Source organism: Bacillus sp. FSL H8-0545, from assembly GCF_038006105.1.
In the GTDB taxonomy this organism is placed as follows: Bacteria; Bacillota; Bacilli; order Bacillales; family Bacillaceae_G; genus Bacillus_A; species Bacillus_A cereus_U.
Map to the genome: position 1 here is coordinate 1,791,012 of NZ_JBBOUO010000001.1, position 21,746 is coordinate 1,812,757.

The following is a 21,746-nucleotide window of genomic DNA, read 5'->3' on the forward strand; positions in this document are numbered from 1 at the left end:
GTCTTTTAGCTGATATTTTAATAATTAGTGGAGGATGGGCGGAAAAAGGGGTACGGAAACGATTCTAGGGGGATTAGTTATGCCTAGTATTCAAGATACGATATATCCAAGAATTAAACATAATTTAAGTACGGAAGATTTAAGTAGTGTATATACGCCAACAAGAAGTGAAATAGAATGGACAAGTTTGAAAACAAAAGGAACATTACAACAGCTCCCGCCGAACCGAAAAAAGAAATAAAAAAAGAACAACCTAAACAAGATGTTCAACAATCTGTATCGGGATTTACAAATCCTATAAAAAATATCGATCAAACAGCTGCTATGAATGCCGTCAAAGAAAAAGCAAAGAAAGACTTTCCAGATGATTACATGACACAGAATTACGTAGCAGAGGGACAAGATAAGGCGTTTGACCATTTAAATGGTATTGAACTCAAATCCCAGGAAGAACTAAACGTTATGAAGAATGCGATCGGCGACTTCCCTAACGACTTCATGACTACCAAATATGTGTATGAAGAACAGATAAAAGCTATGAACAAGCAGTAATAAGATACTATGTTGTTCATTTTTTCCTGATCGAAAATATAGTAAAACAGAAATCGGATGGGAGTCCAATACATATTATTAAAATTAAGATGGTTCAAGTCAGAGGAAGGCACTGAACTGTACCCCGAATCATGGACACTTAAAAAAAGCCCCATGATTCGGGGTTTTTGTGTATTTTTATCAAAAAACCTCGTTATAATGGAACCAACGATAGAAATGAGGTACGGAGAATGAGTAAAATTATTTTTAACGAAATTCAAATGAAACAGCTAGAAAAAAATAAAAATGTATTAAAAGCGTCGGACCGTTCGATTAGCTATTGTTCAGATTTCAAAGTAAGAGCGGTAAAAGAAAATCAACAAGGAAAAGGTCCTAGCCAAATCTTTTTAGAGAATGGGTTTGACTTAGCTGTGATCGGTGAGAAGAAACCAAAACAATGCTTGAAACGTTGGCGAAGAACCTTTGAACAATTTGGTGAGGAAGGCTTTTATACAGAACGCCGTGGGAAAGGAAGCACGGGACGCCCTTCGGAAAAACCCCTCTCTTCTGATGAAAAATTAAAGAAAGCGGAAGCACGTATTGCGTTTTTAGAAGCGGAATTGACATTCCTAAAAAAGTTAGACGAACTCGAAAGGCAGGCGTTACAGAAGAAGCGTTAACACCACGAGAAACATACACACTGATTGAACAAACCATACGTCGATTCCAATTCCCACGTATGGTGCGTTACCTTTGCACACTGACTGGGGTAAGTCGGAGTGGATACTATGCGTGGCTTCATCAGACAGATAAACAGCTGGAAAAAGAACGCAATGATGAAACAGATTATGAATGGATCCAAGAAATTTTTAATCGAAAAGGGAAAACATGTGGTGGTCGTTCTATCAAAATGGTGTTGGAAAAGACAAAAGGAATTTGTATGAATCTCAAGCGTATTTACCGTATTATGCGTAAATATAACCTTGTGACAAAGATTCGCCGAGCGAATCCTTATAAACACATCGCAAAAGCGACACAAGAACATAAAACATGTCCGAACCTTTTAAAACGCCAATTCAATCAAGAAGAGCCTGAAAAAAGTATGTTAACGGATATTACCTATTTATTTTATGGAAAAGGAAAGAAGGCTTATTTATCATGTGTAAAAGACAGCGCAACACGAGAGATTTTAGCCTATCATGTCTCTTCCTCTTTACGAATGGATATCGTCTATCAAACATTAGATAACTTGAAAGAGAGATTAGGAGAAGTCATTCATCCTGAAGCGCTTCTACATTCAGACCAAGGTATTCATTATACACACCCTGAATTTCAGAAACGTGTAAGAGAAATGGGGATCAGACAATCTATGTCCCGTAGGGGCAATTGTTTAGACAATGCACCAATGGAATCCTTTTTTGGTCATATGAAAGATGAATTAGATTATAAAGATTGTCAAACCTTTGAATCCCTTGAGCTCAACATAAAGGATTATATGGAGGAGTATAATTATAATCGTTATCAGTGGACATTAAAAAAGATGGCTCCGATCGAATATCGGAATCACCTTTTAAGTGCTTGATTTTTCAGGGCTTTTTTATTAAACTGTCCATTTTATAGGGTACAGTTCACACCTTAGGGTGTCTTTTTTATTTCTTTTCGACAAAATATAACAGAATAGTTGTAATTGGATTTGTTATGATTGTTCAGGGAAATCTTACATTTAAAAATATTGATGAAGCTAAAGAATACGAAAAGAGTTTAAAAATAAAACAATAGACTTGAATCATATTTCTCAATGAATAATATAATTTAACATGGTAAAATAATATATCTATGAAAAGGTAATTTTGTATAATATTGTTTATATAAAATATTAAAATGAAGATAAGGGAAGTGAATATGGACAAGAAGCTAACGTATTGGCTAGGATTGATTATAGGAGTAATAGTACTTGCAGCTGGTATGACTTATGGAATGTTACAGTTTGCTGAAGTACCAATGGGTAGTGAGAAGCATGCTTTTGCAGAGTCTGATTATAAAGAAGCACCACCATCGAATGAAGCAGAAATTGAAGGTTCAAATGCACAACTTCACATCACTAAAAATTCTACTGAAGAAGAAGTTATTTCAGCTATGCATAGCATGACTCATCAAAAAGTAAAAGTGAATGACGGACGGGGAGCAACTCCTATGTCTAAAAAGAATGCAGGAAAAGTAAGAAGCATTCTAAGCCAAAATGATTTTAAGAACAAAGAAGAACTATTAGCAATCACTGAAAGATGGGTAAATAGAGATTTTAGTAAAATCGTAGAAGAACATAACTATTTCTGGGAACTTCAAGACGGCAAGATAGGTGAAGCTACAGAAATGGATCCGATAGAAGAGCAAACATTCTCTTTAAATAATTTCGGTGATGAAGTAACAGCCGCATTACATAAATCAGGAGATCTTCAGTACGTTGGAGAGTAATAAACATCTATAAATTATAGTTAGAAGCTTCCCTTTTTGTATTTATCTTTTCTAAATTTCTTCAATACATAGATGTGATCTCAAGTCGGAGGAAAGCAATTAGGGGGATTTAAATAAAAAAATCACTTTAAAATATGATCTCCCTTACTAAAATTAAAATCCTCCTAAGTTAATAATTATTTTAAATTAACTAAAGTGTACATCAATAAAAGATATAGCTCTAGTCCCTATTGGTTTGCTATGAATAAGTGATGTTATGTAATAAAGTTGGTACAAGTTAATAGATGGCAATAGATAAGATGACTTTAACAGGTAATTCAAGGGTTAATCTTATCTATTATCATCCATATTCGAATGTAAAGTATTAGAAATTAAGGTTATGGATAACTGGTATATCTATTCTAGGGAAACCACCCATACCTGTTCCAGGGAAACCGCCCATACCTGTTCCAGGGAAACCACCCATACCCATTCCAGGGAAACCGCCCATACCTGTTCCAGGGAAACCACCGATACCCATTCCAGGGAAACCACCCATACCCATTCCAGAGAAACCACCCATACCTGTTCCAGGGAAACCACCCATATCCATTCCAGGGAAACCGCCCATACCTGTTCCAGGGAAACCACCCATACCCATTCCAGGGAAACCGCCCATACCTGTTCCAGGGAAACCGCCCATACCTGTTCCAGGGAAACCGCCCATACCCATTCCAGGGAAACCGCCCATACCTGTTCCAGGGAAACCGCCCATACCCATACCCATACCCATACCCATTCCAGGGAAACCTATAATACGGTGAGAATCTAATGTCATGTTTGCACCTACTTTTTATAAATATTTCATATTCTTTTACATGTTATGCTTAAAGAAAATAAAAGAGCTTATTCTCATTTGAAATTAGGCAGACTAACTACTGATAAGAGGGTTTTATGTCAATTAGTTGGCGGGGCCCCTACTAATAAAAATCCTCTATTGCTATAAAAATGAAGTCGGAGAAAGGCACCTTAGGGTGTCTTTTCTTTATTTTCAAAAGGACCTGCTCAATTAATGCGTAAAAACATAAAGTAAAATGAATCCGTTAAAATACATGAGTGACCCCTTGTTTTCTCCTCTTATCTAAAGGAGGAACTATTATGGGCTTTGGTGGTAGTTGCAGTAGTTGTGGCGGCGGCTTTGCTTTATTAGTTGTATTATTTATTCTATTAATCATAGTTGGAGCTTCTTGCTTCTGCTAAAAAAAACTATCAGAAAGGACGCTCATTTGAGTGTCTTTTCTTTATGCGTTAAAAAAGCCACCTATTTCCGTAGGTGGCCTTTATCTTTATTACACAATACCAAAGTATACTCTCTTTTTTTCATGAACTTTATGTAATTTTTACAAATATGTAATTATACATATTTGTAAAAATTACACTAAATAAATATTACATGTAATAAAATATAAATTGTGAACACGTTCTATAAAGCAGATTCTCCGATTAGAAGGCGTAACACATCTCAACCATATAGATGTGGCGTTGCTTTAATCTAGCCAAACAAACGATCTCGATTCTCTTGTATTTGTACACTAACAATCTGGTGAAAATAAATGATTCTGTTTTATAGGATGTGTTTACTTAATGTCCAATACATATTATTAAAATTAAGATGGTTCAAGTCGGAGGAAGGCACCTTAGGTGTCTTTTCTTTATGCACAAAAAAAGCCTATCCATTTCCATGGTGGCCCGTATTATGCTTGTACAAACTAGAAACCATTCAAAGTTATTAATAATGATATTTTAAATTCTTCAACACTTCTATCCGGATTAACTATAGTTAATTTACCTTCTTTTATATTATCGGGTTTAGGTAGACTATTAGTGGAAAATGAAGATGCACTCTTACACTTGCAATCATTAGAATTACAGCTTTCAATAGATAACTCTTCACCCGGGATATCTGAAAAACTCAGAGTGGCCCCTCATCCCTAGAATCGTTTCCGTACTCCAAAAACATTAAATAAAGTTTCACTTTATTTAATGTTTGTCGAAAAATAGAGGAATTTGTTAAGTGGGTGTATAATGAATATAGTATAGATTACATATAAAGGAGATCAGTATGGGAGTGTATTGGGGAACGAAAAGAAATTCTTGGCTTAGCTATGTCTCGTTTTGGTTAAGTATTTTATTCTTTGTTGTTTTTTTAATTGAAGTGTTTGTATTTAAAACACTTTCAAATAGCTCATTACAAATCGCTAAATACTTTTATTTTATATTTGTTCCATTAAATATCATTCTTAGTTTAAGGTTATTATTTAAGAAGAATGAAAAGAAAATATTACCGATTTTTAGTTTAATTGTATCACTATTATTTGCAAGTTTAATTATAGTGTTAGCATTAGCAGCTACAGGAAAAGTCTTATGAGGAGAGTGATATAAATTACTCTTCTTTTTTGTGGTTTTTTTAGATGTATAAGTAGTGTGTAGGAAATAAGGAAAGTGATAAGTTATCAGTAAGAGGGCGTACTAGTGAATAGAGAGTGAACTGAAAATACTATATGTTTTGTATGTGTATATAAAGCAAATGAATGCAGTAAGATTCGTGATATATGGTACAATAAACATGGATAGTGATAGAGATAAAGGGTATATAAAATACTCATCGTTTTTTAGTAAGAGAGGGGTTATCTTATGCTATACGAGGATTTGATGACATTATTCCAAGCTACTCCGATAGAATTGGATAGAGGCGGCTGGAAATATATAATCCAGGAACAAAATGATAATTATGAAATTGTTGATGAAATGTTAAAAAAGAAAATGAATGTTGAATTGTATTTTAATGAGTATGATGAGGTGAAAATCACTTTATATAAAGATGGAAGCCCTATTACTACTATGCAAAGAATTGCTATTTCAAAAGTTGAGTTGGATGAAGAAGAAGAAGGCATTCAATTCGTATTAGAACGCATGCCAAGTCGAATGATTCGTTTGCAATTAAAGCCATACCTTGCAGTAGAAATGGGGCCGTACTGGGAAGTATGTGAAGACTGTGAATGAACATGAAAAAACATCCGTATACACGGATGTTTTTTCATGTTTTTTGAAGTTGTTTAAAGGCAATAATCGGTAGTAAAATGATGCTCACCCAACCGATAATAGGGTATAGAATATGAAGTAATTCACTATATCCGATGAAACTAAAGCAATAACTAATTAGTAATATGAAATAAATAATGTTATTACTTTTCCATCCGGTAATGGATTGCATTTGTTTTGTCATTCCGAATATATTCCCAACTAATGTTGTGAATACTTCACCAAAAATGATAAGAACAAAGAAAAAATGGAAAGTTGCATTAAACCTTCTTACAACTTCAGCCATTGGGATGTTATATTGATAAAATTGATCAACTGATAATATTGCTAAATGGCTACATAATAAAATAAAGCAAAGCCCCGCGCCTCCTAAAATGCCACCCCATAAAATAGCTTTTCGATCTTTTACTTCACTGGCCAATGGGACGAGAACACTTTGGGCGAGAGAAAGATTTAATGCGACATATGTAATAGGGCTAGTAATCCATTTCATATTCCAACTTTCTGTAGGAACAGTTTCAATAATAGGAGTTGTACCATGAATAAAGGTTGTAATAGCAAGTCCGATAATAAAAATCATCATAATAGGTACGACAAGTGTATTCACTTCAAAAACACCTTGTAACCCCCGGCTCCCAATAATGAGGCAGGCGATGACTGTGATGAAAATACCAAGTTGTCTCGGGAGACGGAGTTGTTCTTCAAATACTGCCCCGGCTCCTGATAACATAACGCTAGTTACGCCAAATAATACGAGTAATAATAAAGTATTTACGACATTTCCAAATACATCCCCAAATAAATATTTATTAAATTCTTGCGCTGAAAATGCCCCGATTTGTGATGAAAGTAACATCATTTTTGTACCGAGCCAAATAAAAAAAAATCCACTTATACATATGCCAATGGTCCCGTACAATCCGTTAACTGTAAAAAATTCAACAATTTCTCGCCCAGTAGCAAATCCAGCTCCAACGACCGTTCCGATATAAGTAGCAGCGACTTTCTTTGCTACTTGCCATTGTTGATTGTCCATGTTATCCCTCTTTCTTCTATGATGAGCTTGACTTACTATTATGCATATGTGTGAGCTTGGACAATTAGACATATGAAGTAGTTGAAAGGATACATGAATTATATGATATTAGGGAAATATTAAGGTTGTTAAAACTTTGTTACATATAAGCTGTTCATTCGGAAGAATAGGGGATATATGGTAAAATGAAGTTAGGTTATTAAAAGATAGTAACATGATAAGAGGAGTGGATTGTATGAGTACGAAAACAAATGTTGTTGAAGTATTAAACAAGCAGGTAGCAAACTGGAATGTATTATATGTGAAACTGCATAATTATCATTGGTATGTGACAGGACCACACTTCTTTACATTACATGAGAAATTTGAAGATTTTTATAATGAAGCAGGAACGTACATTGATGAGTTAGCAGAGCGTATTTTAGCGTTAGAAGGAAAACCGTTAGCGACAATGAAAGAGTACTTAGCAACTTCAACTGTAATCGAAGGGACAAGCAAAGAGTCTGCAGAAGAAATGGTACAAACTTTAGTAAACGATTTTTCTGCACTTATTCAAGAATTAAAAGAAGGTATGGAAGTAGCTGGTGAAGCTGGTGATGAAACGTCAGCTGATATGCTATTAGCAATTCATACGACATTAGAACAACATGTATGGATGTTAAGTGCATTCTTAAAATAAACATAAATTGATTAAAGAAAAACTCTATCGGAAAATTCTTTCAATAGAGTTTTTTATAATTTTTCAGTTTTCTTTTATGCTATAATATAGTAAAAAGGAGGCGATACGATGTTTCGCTTTTTCAGAACTGGAAAAGAAGATAGGGAAATTACGAAAGATGAATTAGAACAAGCGATGGCTAAGTTTCTAGAAACGAATGCTAATATCGTTTATACAGTCTTAGTAAATGATGATTACACAGTAAATTATGATTTGTTAAAGCCTTATTTACCTGCATTTCCAACAAATTTTTTTCTGATAACGAAGGAAACGCTTGAAGTATTTGAACATACAGAAGAAAATTTAAACCTAGTTAAAGAAATTGATATCGTACAAAAGGCCGTAGATCAATATGTAACAGAAAAAGAAATGTTCCCAATTGTTGAAGATAGCGAAGATCGCCTCATATGCGGAGTGAAATTAGGACCATATTTAAATCGTATATTAAAAAGAAACTTATATATTTCAGAAAAGCATTATTTAGTTTCAAGTAAACCAGATAAGAAAAAAAGAATAGTGGGTAAGATGTTATGAGAACAACAATAATATATTGTTGTCTTTTTTTTTGTTAAAATATTGATTTTTTCAGTTTATTTAGTTTTATACTACAACTAGTGGATAGGAAGGAGTGGTGTATTATGCGTATACATACATTAATTATTAAATATCATTCTGAGAATCAGGTATTGTTAAGTTGAATTGTAGAATTCACCTACTTATACCGTGACCCTAGAATGATAGGAAGATTGGAGAAACAATTATTATAAAAGGTTACGGGGGGAATTTCTATATGAAAAATAGTATGACTTATATTAAGTTATTAAATGAAACGTTAGATTGTTATGCAAATAAAGGAAGTTTTGAGGCGTATTCTTACATAATGAAAAACGCTAAAGATGTAATGGGTAATGAAGCACAAATGAATAATTTTAAATATGCATTAGCAAGTGCAGCAGGACTTGAAGAAGAAGCGCTGCATTTAATGAAGAAAGCAATTATAGAAAATGGATTTTGGTATGGAAGTAAGTATTTAATTTCCGATGATGATTTAAAACCACTACATAAATTTGAAGAGTTTCATAGAATGGTTCAATTATGTAAAGAAAGAGAAGAATTAGCAAAGAAATCGGAACAAGCAGACGTGAAATATACATACAGCAAACAAAATGAAAATCTATTAATAACGCTGCATGGGGATCAAGAAAATATACAAATAATAGAACCATATTGGAACTCTGTAATGGAACAAGGTTTTATGCTAGCGTTGCCTCAATCTTCCCAAATTCAATTTTCAGATGGATATGTTTGGGATAATGTCGAAAGAGGAAGAGAAGAGTTAAAAGGACATTACAATAAGATTATATTGAATAATACATTTGAAAATATTATTATTGGTGGCTTTTCTGCGGGGGCAAGAGTAGCGTTACATTCCATGTTACAAGGTGAAATAGAAGTGAACGGTTTTATTTTTGTGGCACCTTGGCTCCCGGAAATGGAAGAATGGGAAGAAATGATTGGAATATTACATGATAAAAGCATAAAAGGATATATAATATGCGGGAATCAAGATGAAGATTGTTTCGAAGGTACACAGCAATTTGTACAGTTATTAAAGGATAAAAACATAGAACATAAGTATAAAGTTGTGCCTAACTTAAATCATGATTATCCTCATAATTTTGATGAGTTATTAAAAGAAGCTATTGAATATATAGGAAGCAAAAACAATTGATTGGTAGTAAGAAAGGGAGATGCATCATATGTGATGTATCTCCCTTTCGCTATTATAAATTAAAAGCGTCTGCCAATAGGCGATAAGAGTTTAATTTATCTTCAAATTGATGAGTGATTGTGACAATCATAAACTCTTCAGTATTGTAGGCTTTGCTTAAGTTTAATATTTTTTCTTTCACAGAAGACGGATCACCGACGATCATACGTTGACGATTTTCTTTTATGCGGAATAGATCATAAGCACTATACGCATAATTTTGAGCAGTTTCGATAGAAGGAGTACCAGTAGTCCGTTTTCCTTGTTCTAATAGTAAAATCGATAAATCAAGGCTTGATGCTATCTTCTCCGCTTCTTCATTTGTTTCTCCGCAAATAACAAAAATAGATACGATTGATTTTGGTTTATCACCTAAATAGGAAGGTTGGAATTGTTCTTGATAAGCCCTCATTACTTCAGGGCCACCGTATCCGTTAATGAATTGTGCAAATGCAAAAGAAGCGCCTTGCTTTGCGGCAATCATTGCACTTTCTCCGCTAGAACCGAGCATCCACATTTCAGGAGATGTTGTGATAACTGGAGTAGCCTTTAAGTTTGCATAATGATGATTTTCTGGTACTTGATCATGTAAGTACATAGCAACATTTGCAATTTGTTCTGGATATTGATCAAGTGAGACCATTTTACCTTCTTGAAGTGCGCGAGTTGCTATCGGCATACCACCAGGTGCTCTCCCGACACCAAGGTCGATGCGGTTTGGATAAAGTGCTTCTAGAACGCGGAAATTCTCGGCAACTTTATATGGACTATAATGTGGCAGCATAACACCACCAGAACCAACTCTAATACGATCAGTTTTCGCGGCAATATGTGAAATGAGTATTTCTGGACTTGAACCAGCTAAGCTAACTGAATTATGGTGCTCGGATACCCAAAAACGTGTGAATCCTAGTTTTTCAACTTCTTGTGCAAGCGTAACTGTATGTGAAAAAGCTTCAACTGCTGTGCTACCATCTGAAATAGGTGATTGGTCTAATACACTTAATTTGATCATAGAATATACCTCTCAATCTTAATGTACATTCTATTATATATTTACTTACGAAAAATGCGTAGTGAAATGCTCACACAAAAAAGAGGGTGATATTATATCGGCTTTTAACGAGAGAATCCTCGTTCATAATGATTCATTTCGACTAAGTTTAATATATATTCGTAGTTATCGATCTCGAGTTTTATTTGTTCACGTTCTTTATTAGATAATTTCATATTACTAAGTTTTTTGCATAGGTGTTGTTTCTTTAATTCCAAATGCTTTTTTGTAGCATGGTAGTCATAAGTATGTTTCATTTATCTAACTCCTTCCTTACCGTTTCCTTATTATATGAAGCATGGGGAGATGCGAGAGCTATACCTTATGTATTTTTAGTGAATATTCCAATTGCTATGGTGTTATGTTTATAGGAACTTATGAATAAAATGCACTAAACCACTAATGCATATTTTATCCCGCATTAACGGGCAGTAAAACTCCCACCTCAAAATGCGGCTGGAGCAAAGAAGGTAGGTGGGAGATCAACTGCCCGTAAACGCCCGATTGGTTCAACTAATAATCAGTGGGGGATGAACAAAACCCCCACTTCATAAAGTTTCACTTTATGAAGTAAGGGGTGGAATTGTGCAGAAAGATATAATGTTTAACACTGAGATGGATGAAACGTTAAAAGTTATAGATAAAGGATTGAAGAAGACGACACACCCGAAACAAATTATTGTAGTAGGGGCTGGTATGGCGGGATTAGTTTCGGCATCTTTATTAAAGGCTGCAGGACATCAAGTGAAAATTTTTGAAGCAAACAACCGTGTAGGGGGCCGGATAGAGACGGTTAGAATGGAAGATACCGGATTATATCTAGATGTTGGAGCGATGAGAATACCATATTCGCACACATTGACGATGGCTTATATAAGAAAATTCGGGCTCCAGGTGAGTCCTTTTATGAATCGGAATGAAACAGATATTATATATGTTAATGGCCGAAAAACGACATTGCAACAATACGAAAAAAATCCAAGTATTTTAAGATATCCCGTTGAAATGAATGAAGTTGGGAAAACATCTGAAGAATTATTATTATTAGCAGTACAGCCAATTATAAATTTTATTAAAAAAAATCCAGAAAAAAATTGGGATATTGTAGTAAAGGATTTTGGGAGATACTCTACAGGTCAATTTTTAAAGTATCATCCTTATCAATATAATACGTATTTTTCACCGGTAACGATCGAGATGATTGGTGTTCTATTAGATTTAGAAGGTTTTTTGGAAAGGTCATTCGTTGAGACATTAAGATTTTTATATATTATGCAAGAGGAAAGTGGATTTTGCGAAATAATAGGTGGGAATGATAGATTACCAAAGTCTTTTTTACCACAATTAGAAGAAAATATTATATATAATCAAAAATTAATGAAGCTTCATCAACAAGCCAATGGTGTAACAGCCTATTACCGAAATGAGGAAACTTTTGAGTATAGTAGTATAACTGGCGATTTAGTTATTGTTACAATTCCTTTTTCAACAATGCGATTTGTAGAAGTAGATCCATTTGATTCGATATCTCATGCGAAGTGGAAAACAATTCGCGAATTGCATTATATGCCGGCTACAAAAATAGGGATTCAATTTAAAAGTCGTTTTTGGGAGGAACAAGGGCAATTAGGTGGGAGAATTATAACAGATCTTCCTATACGTTATGCGTATTATCCAAGTCATGGAATCGGTTCAAAAGGACCAGCCATTATGCTTGGGAGTTATACGTGGTCATACGATGCATTACTATGGGATGGTTTATCAAAAGGGGATCGTATCTATTACACATTACAAAATTTAGCAACAATATTAGGTGGTCAAGTATATGATGAGTTCATGTCTGGAATATCAAAGAGTTGGACATTAGATCCATATGCGCTTGGAGGGTTTGCACTATTTCAAGCTGGCCAAGAATCTGAATTACAGCCAGTCATTGTAAAACCTGAGGGGAGAATATATTTTGCTGGTGATCATACAACGCTGTATCACGGATGGATTCAAGGTGCGATTGAATCCGGAGTGCGTGTGGCGGTAGAGGTAAATGATTCGAAAGTATAAAATTCAGAAAGTTCTTTACTGTCTACCTTGAGATGGATATTATTAAATACAAAAGAATTATGGGGAGTGTTTAATTTGAATCCATTATTATTCGATTTTCCTTCTGAATTTTATACCGAAAGGCTTTTAATTCGAATGCCAAAACCAGGTGACGGTAAGGTTGTATATGAAGCGATTCAAGCTTCAAAGAAAGAATTAAGGCCTTGGATGGTTTTTGCACAAAAAGAGCAAACAGAGGAAGAAGTGGAAGAGAGTATTAGAAAATCGCATATTCAATTTTTGCAGCGAGAAGATTTGAGGTTACTAGTGTTTTCGAAAGAAACCGGCGAATTTATTGCATCTGCCGGATTACATCGTATTAATTGGGATATACCTCAATTTGAAATCGGGTATTGGATTGATTCAAGGTGGAGTGGAAAGGGCTATATGGTAGAGGCGGCAAAAGGTATAACGGAGTTTGCTTTCACTGAACTGAAAGCAAACCGGGTAGAAATTCGTTGTGATTCTCTAAATAAGAAGAGTAGAGCGATACCTGAGAAATTAGGTTTTAAATTAGAGGGGATTTTAGAAAGTGCGAGTGTTGCGGTAGATGAAAATGGATTAAGAGATATGTGTGTATTTGCAATGACGAGAAATACATATAAAAAAGAAGAGCTGTAAAGTAACGGCTCTTCTTTTTGTACATTATGGGACAGGATGTCCGTTAGAGCTTTCGAAAATTGTAAACCATTGTTGGCGGTCTAAGTTAACTTTTGTTGCCATTGCAGCCGTTTTTACTCGATCTAATTTACCAGAGCCAACGATTGGCATCATTTTAGCTGGATGAGCAAGTAACCATGCATACATAACAGTATCGATGCTATCAATGCCTAGCTCAGTAGCAATTTTTTGTAAAGTTTCACGTACACGTACGGCGCGTTCTGATTGGCCAGTAAAGATTTCTCCACCAGCAAGAGGTGACCAAATCATTGGATTGATTCGTTTTTCTTGGCATAAATCAATCGTACCTTTTTCAAAATGCTCAAGCTGCATCGCAGATACTTCAATTTGATTTGTAATGAGCGGGAAATCTAAATATGAACTTAACATATTAAATTGAGAAGGTAAAAAGTTAGAAACACCGAAGTGACGAACTTTTCCTTCTTGCTTTAAGCGTGAGAACGCTTCTGCCACTTCGTTTGGGTCCGTGAATGGATCAGGACGATGAATGAGCAATACATCAATATAATCTGTATGTAAGTTTTGTAATGAATCCTCCGCGCTCTTTATGATATGTTCAGCACTCGTATTGTAGTGAGCAACATATCGCTCTGGAAATTTCGGTGATGGGGGAGCGATTCCACATTTTGTGATAATTTGCATGTTTTCGCGTAAGGAAGGCTTGAGTTGTAACGCTTCTCCAAACAATCCTTCACATGTATATCCGCCATAAATGTCAGCGTGATCAAAAGTAGTAATCCCGATATCCATACAAGATTCAATAAAAGAAAGTAATTCTTGTTTCGTCATATTCCATTCTGCTAAACGCCAAAACCCTTGAATAATACGAGAAAATTCTAGTGTTTCGGCCATTTGAACTCGTTCCATTATAAGTACCCCCTTGATGAATGATAATGTTTTTGAAAAGGCTTTCTTGCTACATATTATTATATAGTTACAGGGTCGTACATACAATAAATATGTTTTGCTACAAAAACGATTTTCTCTATATGCTATAATGTAAAAACATATAGCTATAAGGAGAGGACGAAATGATTCCAGTAACAATATTAACGGGTTTTCTTGGATCTGGGAAAACGACATTATTAAATCGCATTTTATCAGAAGATCACGGCAAAAAATTAGCAGTGATTGTAAATGAAATAGGGCAAATTGGTATCGATAATCAGTTGATTATGAATGTTGAAGAAGAAATTATGGAAATGACAAACGGCTGTTTATGCTGTACTGTACGTGAAGATTTACTCGTTGCTTTAAAACAATTACTGGACGTAAAAGCAGAAGGGAAAATGGACTTTGATGGCTTAGTAATTGAAACGACTGGTCTTGCAAATCCAGGACCGATTATACAAACATTCTTTTTAGATCCAGTAATTCAATCTGCATATCAAATTAACGGTGTTGTAACAGTAGTAGATAGTTACCATATACATAAACATTTTGAAAAAGGGCTAGAAGCAAAGGAACAAATTGCATTTGCAGATGTCGTTTTAGTAAATAAATTAGATTTAATTGACGAAAGTGAAAAGGAAAATCTTCTGCATGAACTGCAAGGAATTAACCCGACTGCAAAATTAATCGAGACGACTAACTGTGAGGTAGATATATCATCGTTACTACAAATTCAAACGTTTAAAACGAAAGATACGTTACAAATTTACCCTCATAAAGAACATAATCATCTGGAAGGTGTAAAATCATTTGTATTACGTGAAGAGCGTCCGTTAGATTTACAAAAATTAAATGAGTGGATGTCAGCTGTCGTTCAAGAGCTAGGCGAATATTTATATCGTTACAAAGGAATTTTATCGATAGATGGAGTAGATAAACGTATTGTGTTCCAAGGCGTCCATACGTTATTTGCCGCTTCGTACGATAGAGAGTGGCAAGAGGGAGAAGAGCGAGTAAGTGAAGTAGTTTTCATCGGAAAAGATATTAATAAAGAATGGTTCCAAGAACATTTTCAGGAGTGTGTGAAATAAGTCTGTGTAATTGCAGGCTTATTTTTTATGAGCATTCTATTAGAGATAGTATTAGATTGCAAAACGAAGCACATAAGGGAAAGAAACTAAAAATAGAAAACATAACATTGATAAATAAATAATAAAAAGCCTGTTTTCACAGGCCTGTATTTTCATCTATACGTAATTCCATTACAACACCTACAACTGGACCCTCGTCATCAATATCCCCGTTTAAACGGAAGCCGAATGACTCATATAGTCCCATTGCGAGTTTGTTGTCTGGATGTAAACTTAAATAAATTATTTTACATTCAAATTTTTCTTGTAAGAATTGAATGAGTAAGCGAAGGAAACGTTTTGCGTATCCTTTTCCTTGATATTGTTGGTCAATCATAAAGCGATCTAGCCAAACACTTTCATGTTTTTCCGAATACCATCCATACATTGCATACCCTATAAGTGTTTCTCCATCATATAAACCTACTGACGTTCCGTTTCCTTCAAATAATGATTCTGCTAAAGAAAACGCATTACTTTCAATAAATTGCTGCTGGTCTTTTGCTACGTTTAAAGCAGCTACTGAACGCCAATTTTTTGCTGTTACTTCACAAATGTGAAGAGTCATAATTCCAACTCACCTTCTAAATTAATATAGCTTAACAGCTAATATGGATAATTTTACTTGTTATTTCAGTCTCGTCAAGCAGAAGAACATAAAAAGTCGGCTAAATGACATATTTAGCCGACTAGAAAATATAGTTGATTAGTTTGTTGCTTCTTTTAAAGTATTTACGTTTTCTTCCATTAATGTGAAGTAATCTTTATTGTTCTTTGCATCATCCTCAGAAATAGTAGCAAGGTGATTTAAGCGTAAAATTTTTGTACCTGTTTCTTTTTGAATAACTGATGCTACTTTTGGCGTAGAGAATGTCTCAAATAAAATATATTTTAAACCGTGTTCTTTTACTGTTTTTGTAATGTCAGCAAGCTGTTTTTGAGATGGTTCATCAGACGCTGAAATTCCAGCGATTGGAATTTGTTTTAGACCGTAGCGTTGTTCCCAGTAGCCATAAGCTGCATGTGAAACTAATATTTCTTTCGTTTTTGCATTTGCAACAACTGCTTTAAATTGATCATCTAAATCAGTAAATTTTGTTTGTAGTGCTGCGAAGTTTTTTTCGAACTCTTTTTTATGTTCAGGCTGTAATTCTACAAGTGCATTTTTAATTTTTTCTGCTTGTTTCATCGCAAGAGTAGGATCTATCCAAACGTGTGGGTCTTTATCATGGTGATGTTCATCTTCTTTATGACCGTCTCCATGATCGTGCTGCTCTTCTTCAGATGAAGCACGAAGTTCGATATCTTTAGATGCATTTACAACTTTTACGTTTTCTTTTTTTAATGATTTTTCCATTTTTTCGGCAAATGGTTCTAATTCTGCGCCATTATAAACGAATAAATCGGCTTTTGCGATTTGTACAGTCTGTTTTTGACTCGGTTCAAATGTATGAGAATCCGCACCAGGTGGGTAAATTGCTTCTACATTTACATAATCACCACCGATTTTTTTTGCGAAATCAGCAAGTGGGAAAATGGTTGTATAAACAGTTAGTTTTCCATCTTTCTTGGCAGTATCTTCTTTTTTATTTGAGCAGCCAGTAAAAATTAAAGTGAAAATAAGTAAGAATGAAAATATAGTCAATCTTTTAGGCATGAAGTTCTCCTCTTTTCTTTTTTTACCGATATATCTTCCCCAATTATAGAAGAAAAATATCATTTTAATGCAAAACGGAATAATTACGTTTTAGTTCGCGAACTTAGTATAATACATCTTTAATAAAGTTGCAATAAATAATAATCATTACGATTTGATTTTGTTCTAAAGTTGTCAAATATAGATGTATTATTTTTGTGAATGCATGCATATGTGACAACGCTGCTTTCATATATTTGAAAGGAGGGAGAAGAGGGGGATGAGTATTTGGGTTATTTAATGGAAGCTATCTTATTGATATTAGCGGTAGTATTGCCATTATCTTTTGTTCTCATTTTTTTAAGAAGGTTAATAAGTAATTTAGGGGATGCATCAACAATAACAAAATTGCCAATGGAAGAAAAAGAAAAGAAAAAAGAGTAAGTAAAGCACTATGCATACGCATAGTGCTTTACTTATGGTAATATAAAAAGAAGGAAACTCCTAAAAGTTGTATTTTGCTGAAGGAGAGAAAAGGAAACTAAGAGGTATATGCATATATGAATACACGAACAGCGTTAGTACTTGGTGCAAGTGGTTTAGTTGGGCAAGAGATAACGCGTCTATTACTTGAATCAGATTACTACGATTCGGTTACTATTTTTGTAAGAGAACCAATGCAATGGCAACATGAGAAGTTACAGCAGAAGCAAGTAGATTATTCTGTATTAGAGGAATATAAAGAGTTTTTTGCTGTAGATGATGTTTTTAGTTGTCTAGGAACAACAATAAAAAAAGCAAAAACAAAGGCGAATTTTAAAAAAGTAGATTATGAATATACGTTACGAGCAGCTTGTCTAGCTGAAAAACAAGGGGTGCAAAATTTCCTTGTTGTGTCTTCAATGGGAGCAAATCCTAAATCGTTTTTCTTTTATTCACAAGTAAAAGGGAAAATGGAAGAGGAATTGCAAAAGTTAGTGATCGGTGGTATTCACATTTTTAGGCCATCTTTATTAGTAGGCAATCGACAAGAATTTCGTTTCGGTGAACGAATGGCTGAAAAGTTATCTCGTATTATTCCTTTTATATTTAAAGGGGCTTTCAAAAAGTATAAACCCATTTCAGCTAAAGATGTGGCGAAAGGGATGTATATAACTGCGCTGCGAGAAGAATCAGGTATCTATACTTATAATTCAAATGAAATTAAAACGATAGAATAAACAAAACCGAGAAGAATATGTAATACTGAATCTAAAATAATTAAAGATATATAAGATATACTACACGACAACACATGTTGTTTAACAATGTAGTTTTAAGGTGTATCAACACTTTGCTTGATACACCTATTTTTTATGTTTTTATCACCCATTTATCACTACATTCAAACTCTTTATTACCACTTTTATTACTACATTCATTAAGTCAACAAATATGTTATGTCCTTTCTTTTAAAACTGCTTTCTTTACTTTAAGTACAATACTTCACAATTTTTTTACACCTAAATAAATTCAATCTCTTAAAAGTATTATCCATGTGAAAAGATGGCACCTTATTAAAGAAAAGCGCCCTATAGTGGAATAACAAAATAGAGAAATAGAAACAACTTAGGTTATTTCCCTTCAAGTAGGGGTAGCGTCACATGCCCATCAACTTAAGATATGGATATGAAATAAAATCACGATGTTTATAAGAAAGATGCGATACTATATCTTTTCAATTAAAGAATTCTAAATGTGTTTTGATCAAACTTTTTTATAAAAATTGAACATCCAGTCACAAAGAAAGACTCTATTTTGATCAAACTTTTTTCAAAATGGAGTCTTTTTGTGTAACACAGAATGTGGATTTGTAAGAGGTTTTTAATCAAACTTTATAAACAGTATGTTTTTTATCTTAAATCAATTATATCCATAAATTTAAGAAAAATTCTGTTATAAGATGCATCAGTACAAGTTATTAAATTTATTATCGGATTTATGTCAGTTACAGTCATATATCTAGTAAGCAAATGATCATCTCTATAATAAGTAATCAATTTCTTCTCTTCAGAAAGAAATGGACATAATAACATGTTTTCAATACGTTCTTGTTCGTCTTGGGTTAATGTAGGGCGCTCCACTTTTGTCTGCTTTTTAACAATCTTACCAATACCGATGAATTTCTTCGGTATCGAAGCGAATGGAGTCCGCTTAACCATTCCTATTCTTTTTGGCATATTTGTATAGTTCATGCTGTATATCCCCCTAATTGCTATTAATAACCGTATCATTGTATCTAACTTTAGTTATATTAGGATTAATTATGTGATTATAAAATAAATATTTAGAGGTTTTTGGCTTCTTATAAAATCAAACCAATTTAACTAAGCATGATTTATATATAATAGGAGAAATTACTGTGGAGTCCCTTTGTAGGTAAGTGTGTTGTTGCTGGTTCTGTTGATGCAGGATTAGGATTTATAATTGATGTGGAGATAAGGGTTCTGGTGCAAAAACTTAAGGACAATTGCAATGAATCTATAAATCTTGGACATACTGTTACTATTACTTTAGAAAGGGTGCGTGATTGGTATGGAAAATGTATTCAAATGGAGGAATTATCAGCCTGATATTATTTTGTTAACGGTAAGATGGTACCTACGGTACAACCTCAGTTTTCGTGATTTGGTGGAAATGCTAGAAGAACGGGGTTTATCCATTTCTCATACAACGATTATACGTTGGGTACACCAGTATGGTCCTGAATTGGACAAACGAATCCGACGTCACCTCAAACAAACAAATGACTCTTGGAGAGTCGATGAAACATATATCAAAGTAAAAGGTCAATGGATGTACCTGTATCGTGCTGTTGATTCGAAAGGAAACACAATCGATTTTTGCCTAGGCAAAACAAGAGACCAGAAGACTGCAAAGCGCTTTTTCAAGAAAGCTTTGCGGTCTTTTCATGTTTCGCAGCCTCGTGTTATGACAGTCGATAAGAATCCAGCTTATCCTATAGCAATTGAACAGTTGAAAAAAGAGAAAAGCATACCTGATGGTATGCAACTTAGACAACAAAAATACTTGAATAACATAGTAGAACAAGATCATCGCTTTATAAAGAAGCGATGATCTTGTTCTATGCTAGGGTTCAAATGTTTTGACACAGCTACATCCATTCTTTCTGGAGTAGAAGCTATGCATATGATTAAAAAAGAACAGATTGATTTACGGGACCAGTCTGTTCAAAACCAGAAAAAATTCATCCATCAATTGTTTGGACTGGTAGCATAAGATACGATTCCGTTAGGAATATATGCGCTTTATTCTCTTTTATTTTATTTTTGCACCAGCCCCCCCTAAGGTGCCTTCCTCCGACTTGAACCATCTTAATTTTAATAATATGTATTGGACTCCCATCCAAATATTATTTTACCATGTTAAGTTATATTGTTCATTGAGAAATATGGTTCAAATCTATATTTCTAATTTACTTGATTACACCACCAGAAACTCCGGACATTGCCATAATATTAATTATTTTATCTGATACGGTGGCTTCTTCTCCGCCTCCATAGTAGGCGTTTAATGCATCAATAAACCAATATCTATCTTCACGACAAACCTTACAGGAGAGCGTTTAGAAGGCGCATATGATGAACGAATTGTATCGCGTATTTTCAATAACTTTAAAGCGCTTGTTTTCAAAGATACAAAGGATTACAGAAGAAAGGCGCTATCATTCTAAGGGGGAATTAAGATGTGTGCATGTAACGGAACAGGAGTAATCAGAAACGATATGGGAACGGAAATATATCAATTTGGGCCATGTATTTGCGAGGCAGGGAATATTACACCTGAAGAATCGGATAGAAGACGTCATGCCGTTATGGCCGAACTAAGAGAAATTCATCAATTACAACTGGAGGAGGAATGGGATGCCGAGACTTGGGACGGATTTGGAAAAGGAGAATTACACAATCGCAGCACAGCAAAGGAAGTACATGAAGAAATCGCGTCGTAACATGTATGTAGCGTTAGAAGATTTGGACTTGTTATTCGATGAGAGTGAAGTGATTCGATTCCAAGAAATGTGGGAAGAAGATAAAAGTTTCATTGAAATTGCAGTAGAGATGGGAAGACATCAATTAGAAATCGCAGCATTAATCATGGACCGGGCGGATAAGAGCAAGATAAAATCTCGCCCAATGGGGTTAGGGGCATGAAACAACTAACACTTGAGGATGTTGTGGGAAGTTTTGACTATGCAGCAAAAAGTACGTCAGAGAGGTTCTTGCAGCGTAATAGCGTTATGACGTACTCAATAGAGTTTTATGACAAAGATGAGAAGTGGAAGCTTCGTTGGATTGAGGCGGGGTCCGAGGGCGAAGCTATAGGAATGGCTAAAAAGAAATACGGAAAGATACAAATTATTACCACTTATATTTCGGATAGAACCTTAGAAGAGATAATGCATTTGGATTGGGAGGCATAGTGCTATGACGTGTGATACAAAGTTACGCGTGGTTATCGGATAGTGAAAGAGGCAATAACGGGTTTGGATCGACAGGAGTAAAGTAAGACCAATTTTGAATTTTATTCAGGATGGGAATTCAGTGCAACAAAAAGTAATATCTCTCCTATAAAATCCCTGCGGGGACAG

At 34.5% G+C, this 21,746-nt stretch carries 26 protein-coding genes and 2 pseudogenes; 20 read left to right on the top strand and 8 right to left on the bottom strand.

Translation table 11 applies throughout. From position 1 onward, the window contains the following. The first annotated feature begins 79 nt into the window (after positions 1 to 79). The 4 genes from MHI07_RS09425 to MHI07_RS09440 all read left to right on the top strand — a co-directional run bounded on the left by MHI07_RS09425 (position 80) and on the right by MHI07_RS09440 (position 3,003). Positions 80 to 241 (top strand): hypothetical protein, encoded by a 162-nt coding sequence (locus tag MHI07_RS09425; RefSeq protein ID WP_215581391.1) that lies wholly within the window; start codon positions 80 to 82, stop codon positions 239 to 241. Continuing rightward, the gene (locus tag MHI07_RS09430) at positions 178 to 552 is read left to right on the top strand and encodes a hypothetical protein (RefSeq protein WP_445661748.1); all 375 of its coding nucleotides are present in this window, start codon (positions 178 to 180) and stop codon (positions 550 to 552) included. Before MHI07_RS09425 ends, MHI07_RS09430 begins: the two co-directional genes overlap by 64 nt. 230 nt (positions 553 to 782) lie before the next feature. Continuing rightward, positions 783 to 2,113 (top strand): IS3 family transposase gene (locus MHI07_RS09435; protein ID WP_340822743.1). Its coding sequence is split into 2 segments (ribosomal slippage): positions 783 to 1,170 and positions 1,170 to 2,113, totalling 1,332 coding nucleotides; the frame shifts between segments, so codons are not numbered across the junction. Between the two features lie 320 nt (positions 2,114 to 2,433). Continuing rightward, positions 2,434 to 3,003, top strand: a complete 570-nt coding sequence (locus MHI07_RS09440; protein ID WP_340823277.1) for a PRK06770 family protein — start codon at positions 2,434 to 2,436, stop codon at positions 3,001 to 3,003. A 364-nt stretch (positions 3,004 to 3,367) separates the two neighbouring features. Here the strand turns inward: MHI07_RS09440 and MHI07_RS09445 are convergent, their stop codons facing one another. Then, positions 3,368 to 3,820: a hypothetical protein gene (locus MHI07_RS09445; RefSeq protein ID WP_340823279.1), complete on the bottom strand. Its 453-nt coding sequence runs from the start codon at positions 3,818 to 3,820 to the stop codon at positions 3,368 to 3,370. Between the two features lie 320 nt (positions 3,821 to 4,140). On the opposite strand from MHI07_RS09445, the gene MHI07_RS09450 reads away from it, so the two are divergent. The 3 genes from MHI07_RS09450 (at position 4,141) to MHI07_RS09460 (ending at position 6,045) form a co-directional block, all read left to right on the top strand. Continuing rightward, on the top strand, positions 4,141 to 4,242 hold the full coding sequence (locus tag MHI07_RS09450; RefSeq protein ID WP_000505688.1) for a YjcZ family sporulation protein: 102 nt from the start codon (positions 4,141 to 4,143) through the stop codon (positions 4,240 to 4,242). Between the two features lie 862 nt (positions 4,243 to 5,104). Continuing rightward, positions 5,105 to 5,410, top strand: coding sequence for a hypothetical protein (locus tag MHI07_RS09455; RefSeq protein ID WP_215581398.1), 306 nt, complete (start codon positions 5,105 to 5,107; stop codon positions 5,408 to 5,410). A gap of 266 nt (positions 5,411 to 5,676) precedes the next feature. After that, positions 5,677 to 6,045: a DUF3979 family protein gene (locus MHI07_RS09460; protein WP_215581400.1), complete on the top strand. Its 369-nt coding sequence runs from the start codon at positions 5,677 to 5,679 to the stop codon at positions 6,043 to 6,045. A gap of 34 nt (positions 6,046 to 6,079) precedes the next feature. On the opposite strand, the gene MHI07_RS09465 is transcribed toward MHI07_RS09460, so the two are convergent. Next, positions 6,080 to 7,120 carry a YkvI family membrane protein gene (locus tag MHI07_RS09465; RefSeq protein WP_002158216.1) on the bottom strand — a complete coding sequence of 347 codons (1,041 nt, stop codon included), beginning with the start codon at positions 7,118 to 7,120 and terminating at the stop codon, positions 6,080 to 6,082. Between the two features lie 235 nt (positions 7,121 to 7,355). Here MHI07_RS09465 and MHI07_RS09470 point away from each other — a divergent pair, with 235 nt between their 5' ends. The 3 genes from MHI07_RS09470 (at position 7,356) to MHI07_RS09480 (ending at position 9,570) form a co-directional block, all read left to right on the top strand. Beyond that, positions 7,356 to 7,799, top strand: a complete 444-nt coding sequence (locus MHI07_RS09470; protein WP_340823281.1) for a Dps family protein — start codon at positions 7,356 to 7,358, stop codon at positions 7,797 to 7,799. A 108-nt stretch (positions 7,800 to 7,907) separates the two neighbouring features. Then, positions 7,908 to 8,372, top strand: coding sequence for a DUF3939 domain-containing protein (locus MHI07_RS09475; protein WP_002158214.1), 465 nt, complete (start codon positions 7,908 to 7,910; stop codon positions 8,370 to 8,372). A 256-nt stretch (positions 8,373 to 8,628) separates the two neighbouring features. Continuing rightward, complete coding sequence (locus MHI07_RS09480; RefSeq protein WP_340823284.1) at positions 8,629 to 9,570, top strand: alpha/beta hydrolase; 942 nt, start codon at positions 8,629 to 8,631, stop codon at positions 9,568 to 9,570. A gap of 52 nt (positions 9,571 to 9,622) precedes the next feature. Here MHI07_RS09480 and MHI07_RS09485 read toward each other — a convergent pair whose 3' ends face one another. Beyond that, a complete protein-coding gene (locus MHI07_RS09485) occupies positions 9,623 to 10,624 on the bottom strand; it encodes an LLM class flavin-dependent oxidoreductase (RefSeq protein ID WP_215581404.1) in 1,002 nt (333 codons plus the stop codon). A gap of 104 nt (positions 10,625 to 10,728) precedes the next feature. Beyond that, positions 10,729 to 10,920, bottom strand: coding sequence for a DUF3896 family protein (locus MHI07_RS09490; RefSeq protein WP_016104605.1), 192 nt, complete (start codon positions 10,918 to 10,920; stop codon positions 10,729 to 10,731). 328 nt (positions 10,921 to 11,248) lie between these two features. Here MHI07_RS09490 and MHI07_RS09495 point away from each other — a divergent pair, with 328 nt between their 5' ends. Together MHI07_RS09495 and MHI07_RS09500 are read left to right on the top strand one after the other, a co-directional pair. Further along, on the top strand, positions 11,249 to 12,721 hold the full coding sequence (locus tag MHI07_RS09495; RefSeq protein WP_340823287.1) for a flavin monoamine oxidase family protein: 1,473 nt from the start codon (positions 11,249 to 11,251) through the stop codon (positions 12,719 to 12,721). Positions 12,722 to 12,796: 75 nt separating this feature from the next. Further along, positions 12,797 to 13,381, top strand: coding sequence for a GNAT family N-acetyltransferase (locus tag MHI07_RS09500; protein WP_215581406.1), 585 nt, complete (start codon positions 12,797 to 12,799; stop codon positions 13,379 to 13,381). Between the two features lie 24 nt (positions 13,382 to 13,405). Here the strand turns inward: MHI07_RS09500 and MHI07_RS09505 are convergent, their stop codons facing one another. Then, positions 13,406 to 14,308: an aldo/keto reductase gene (locus tag MHI07_RS09505; RefSeq protein ID WP_340823290.1), complete on the bottom strand. Its 903-nt coding sequence runs from the start codon at positions 14,306 to 14,308 to the stop codon at positions 13,406 to 13,408. Between the two features lie 164 nt (positions 14,309 to 14,472). Between MHI07_RS09505 and MHI07_RS09510 the strand changes: the two genes are divergently transcribed. Beyond that, positions 14,473 to 15,423, top strand: coding sequence for a CobW family GTP-binding protein (locus MHI07_RS09510; RefSeq protein ID WP_340823291.1), 951 nt, complete (start codon positions 14,473 to 14,475; stop codon positions 15,421 to 15,423). Between the two features lie 136 nt (positions 15,424 to 15,559). Here the strand turns inward: MHI07_RS09510 and MHI07_RS09515 are convergent, their stop codons facing one another. Continuing rightward, complete coding sequence (locus MHI07_RS09515) at positions 15,560 to 16,030, bottom strand: GNAT family N-acetyltransferase (RefSeq protein WP_215581410.1); 471 nt, start codon at positions 16,028 to 16,030, stop codon at positions 15,560 to 15,562. Between the two features lie 138 nt (positions 16,031 to 16,168). Then, positions 16,169 to 17,119, bottom strand: a complete 951-nt coding sequence (locus tag MHI07_RS09520; RefSeq protein WP_002118552.1) for a metal ABC transporter substrate-binding protein — start codon at positions 17,117 to 17,119, stop codon at positions 16,169 to 16,171. Between the two features lie 267 nt (positions 17,120 to 17,386). Between MHI07_RS09520 and MHI07_RS09525 the strand changes: the two genes are divergently transcribed. Continuing rightward, positions 17,387 to 17,542, top strand: a complete 156-nt coding sequence (locus tag MHI07_RS09525; protein WP_164881572.1) for a hypothetical protein — start codon at positions 17,387 to 17,389, stop codon at positions 17,540 to 17,542. A 116-nt stretch (positions 17,543 to 17,658) separates the two neighbouring features. Beyond that, positions 17,659 to 18,318, top strand: coding sequence for an oxidoreductase (locus MHI07_RS09530; protein WP_128281325.1), 660 nt, complete (start codon positions 17,659 to 17,661; stop codon positions 18,316 to 18,318). A gap of 672 nt (positions 18,319 to 18,990) precedes the next feature. Here MHI07_RS09530 and MHI07_RS09535 read toward each other — a convergent pair. Then, entirely contained in the window at positions 18,991 to 19,332 is a 342-nt protein-coding gene (locus tag MHI07_RS09535) for a YolD-like family protein (RefSeq protein WP_199661833.1), read from the bottom strand. A 334-nt stretch (positions 19,333 to 19,666) separates the two neighbouring features. Between MHI07_RS09535 and MHI07_RS09540 the strand changes: the two are divergent. The 5 genes and pseudogenes from MHI07_RS09540 to MHI07_RS09560 all read left to right on the top strand — a co-directional run bounded on the left by MHI07_RS09540 (position 19,667) and on the right by MHI07_RS09560 (position 21,578). After that, a pseudogene (locus MHI07_RS09540) lies at positions 19,667 to 20,377 on the top strand (IS6 family transposase). A 313-nt stretch (positions 20,378 to 20,690) separates the two neighbouring features. Further along, positions 20,691 to 20,831: pseudogene (locus tag MHI07_RS09545) on the top strand (ATP-binding protein); the annotation flags it as partial. Between the two features lie 12 nt (positions 20,832 to 20,843). After that, on the top strand, positions 20,844 to 21,107 hold the full coding sequence (locus MHI07_RS09550) for a hypothetical protein (RefSeq protein WP_078175166.1): 264 nt from the start codon (positions 20,844 to 20,846) through the stop codon (positions 21,105 to 21,107). Next, entirely contained in the window at positions 21,022 to 21,309 is a 288-nt protein-coding gene (locus MHI07_RS09555) for a helix-turn-helix domain containing protein (RefSeq protein ID WP_078175165.1), read from the top strand. Before MHI07_RS09550 ends, MHI07_RS09555 begins: the two co-directional genes overlap by 86 nt. Further along, positions 21,306 to 21,578, top strand: a complete 273-nt coding sequence (locus MHI07_RS09560) for a hypothetical protein (protein WP_002158198.1) — start codon at positions 21,306 to 21,308, stop codon at positions 21,576 to 21,578. The genes MHI07_RS09555 and MHI07_RS09560 overlap by 4 nt, the downstream gene beginning before the upstream one ends. Positions 21,579 to 21,746 lie beyond the last annotated feature (168 nt).

Coding starts and splice junctions, on each gene's coding strand:
- MHI07_RS09480 (WP_340823284.1), top strand. CDS start 8,629: ATGAAAAATAGTATGACTTATATTAAGTTATTAAATGAAACGTTAGAT.
- MHI07_RS09450 (WP_000505688.1), top strand. CDS start 4,141: ATGGGCTTTGGTGGTAGTTGCAGTAGTTGTGGCGGCGGCTTTGCTTTA.
- MHI07_RS09490 (WP_016104605.1), bottom strand. CDS start 10,920: ATGAAACATACTTATGACTACCATGCTACAAAAAAGCATTTGGAATTA.
- MHI07_RS09560 (WP_002158198.1), top strand. CDS start 21,306: ATGAAACAACTAACACTTGAGGATGTTGTGGGAAGTTTTGACTATGCA.
- MHI07_RS09455 (WP_215581398.1), top strand. CDS start 5,105: ATGGGAGTGTATTGGGGAACGAAAAGAAATTCTTGGCTTAGCTATGTC.
- MHI07_RS09440 (WP_340823277.1), top strand. CDS start 2,434: ATGGACAAGAAGCTAACGTATTGGCTAGGATTGATTATAGGAGTAATA.
- MHI07_RS09425 (WP_215581391.1), top strand. CDS start 80: ATGCCTAGTATTCAAGATACGATATATCCAAGAATTAAACATAATTTA.
- MHI07_RS09430 (WP_445661748.1), top strand. CDS start 178: ATGGACAAGTTTGAAAACAAAAGGAACATTACAACAGCTCCCGCCGAA.
- MHI07_RS09465 (WP_002158216.1), bottom strand. CDS start 7,120: ATGGACAATCAACAATGGCAAGTAGCAAAGAAAGTCGCTGCTACTTAT.
- MHI07_RS09475 (WP_002158214.1), top strand. CDS start 7,908: ATGTTTCGCTTTTTCAGAACTGGAAAAGAAGATAGGGAAATTACGAAA.
- MHI07_RS09505 (WP_340823290.1), bottom strand. CDS start 14,308: ATGGAACGAGTTCAAATGGCCGAAACACTAGAATTTTCTCGTATTATT.
- MHI07_RS09550 (WP_078175166.1), top strand. CDS start 20,844: ATGTGTGCATGTAACGGAACAGGAGTAATCAGAAACGATATGGGAACG.
- MHI07_RS09485 (WP_215581404.1), bottom strand. CDS start 10,624: ATGATCAAATTAAGTGTATTAGACCAATCACCTATTTCAGATGGTAGC.
- MHI07_RS09520 (WP_002118552.1), bottom strand. CDS start 17,119: ATGCCTAAAAGATTGACTATATTTTCATTCTTACTTATTTTCACTTTA.
- MHI07_RS09555 (WP_078175165.1), top strand. CDS start 21,022: ATGCCGAGACTTGGGACGGATTTGGAAAAGGAGAATTACACAATCGCA.
- MHI07_RS09515 (WP_215581410.1), bottom strand. CDS start 16,030: ATGACTCTTCACATTTGTGAAGTAACAGCAAAAAATTGGCGTTCAGTA.
- MHI07_RS09510 (WP_340823291.1), top strand. CDS start 14,473: ATGATTCCAGTAACAATATTAACGGGTTTTCTTGGATCTGGGAAAACG.
- MHI07_RS09535 (WP_199661833.1), bottom strand. CDS start 19,332: ATGAACTATACAAATATGCCAAAAAGAATAGGAATGGTTAAGCGGACT.
- MHI07_RS09460 (WP_215581400.1), top strand. CDS start 5,677: ATGCTATACGAGGATTTGATGACATTATTCCAAGCTACTCCGATAGAA.
- MHI07_RS09445 (WP_340823279.1), bottom strand. CDS start 3,820: ATGACATTAGATTCTCACCGTATTATAGGTTTCCCTGGAATGGGTATG.
- MHI07_RS09470 (WP_340823281.1), top strand. CDS start 7,356: ATGAGTACGAAAACAAATGTTGTTGAAGTATTAAACAAGCAGGTAGCA.
- MHI07_RS09530 (WP_128281325.1), top strand. CDS start 17,659: ATGAATACACGAACAGCGTTAGTACTTGGTGCAAGTGGTTTAGTTGGG.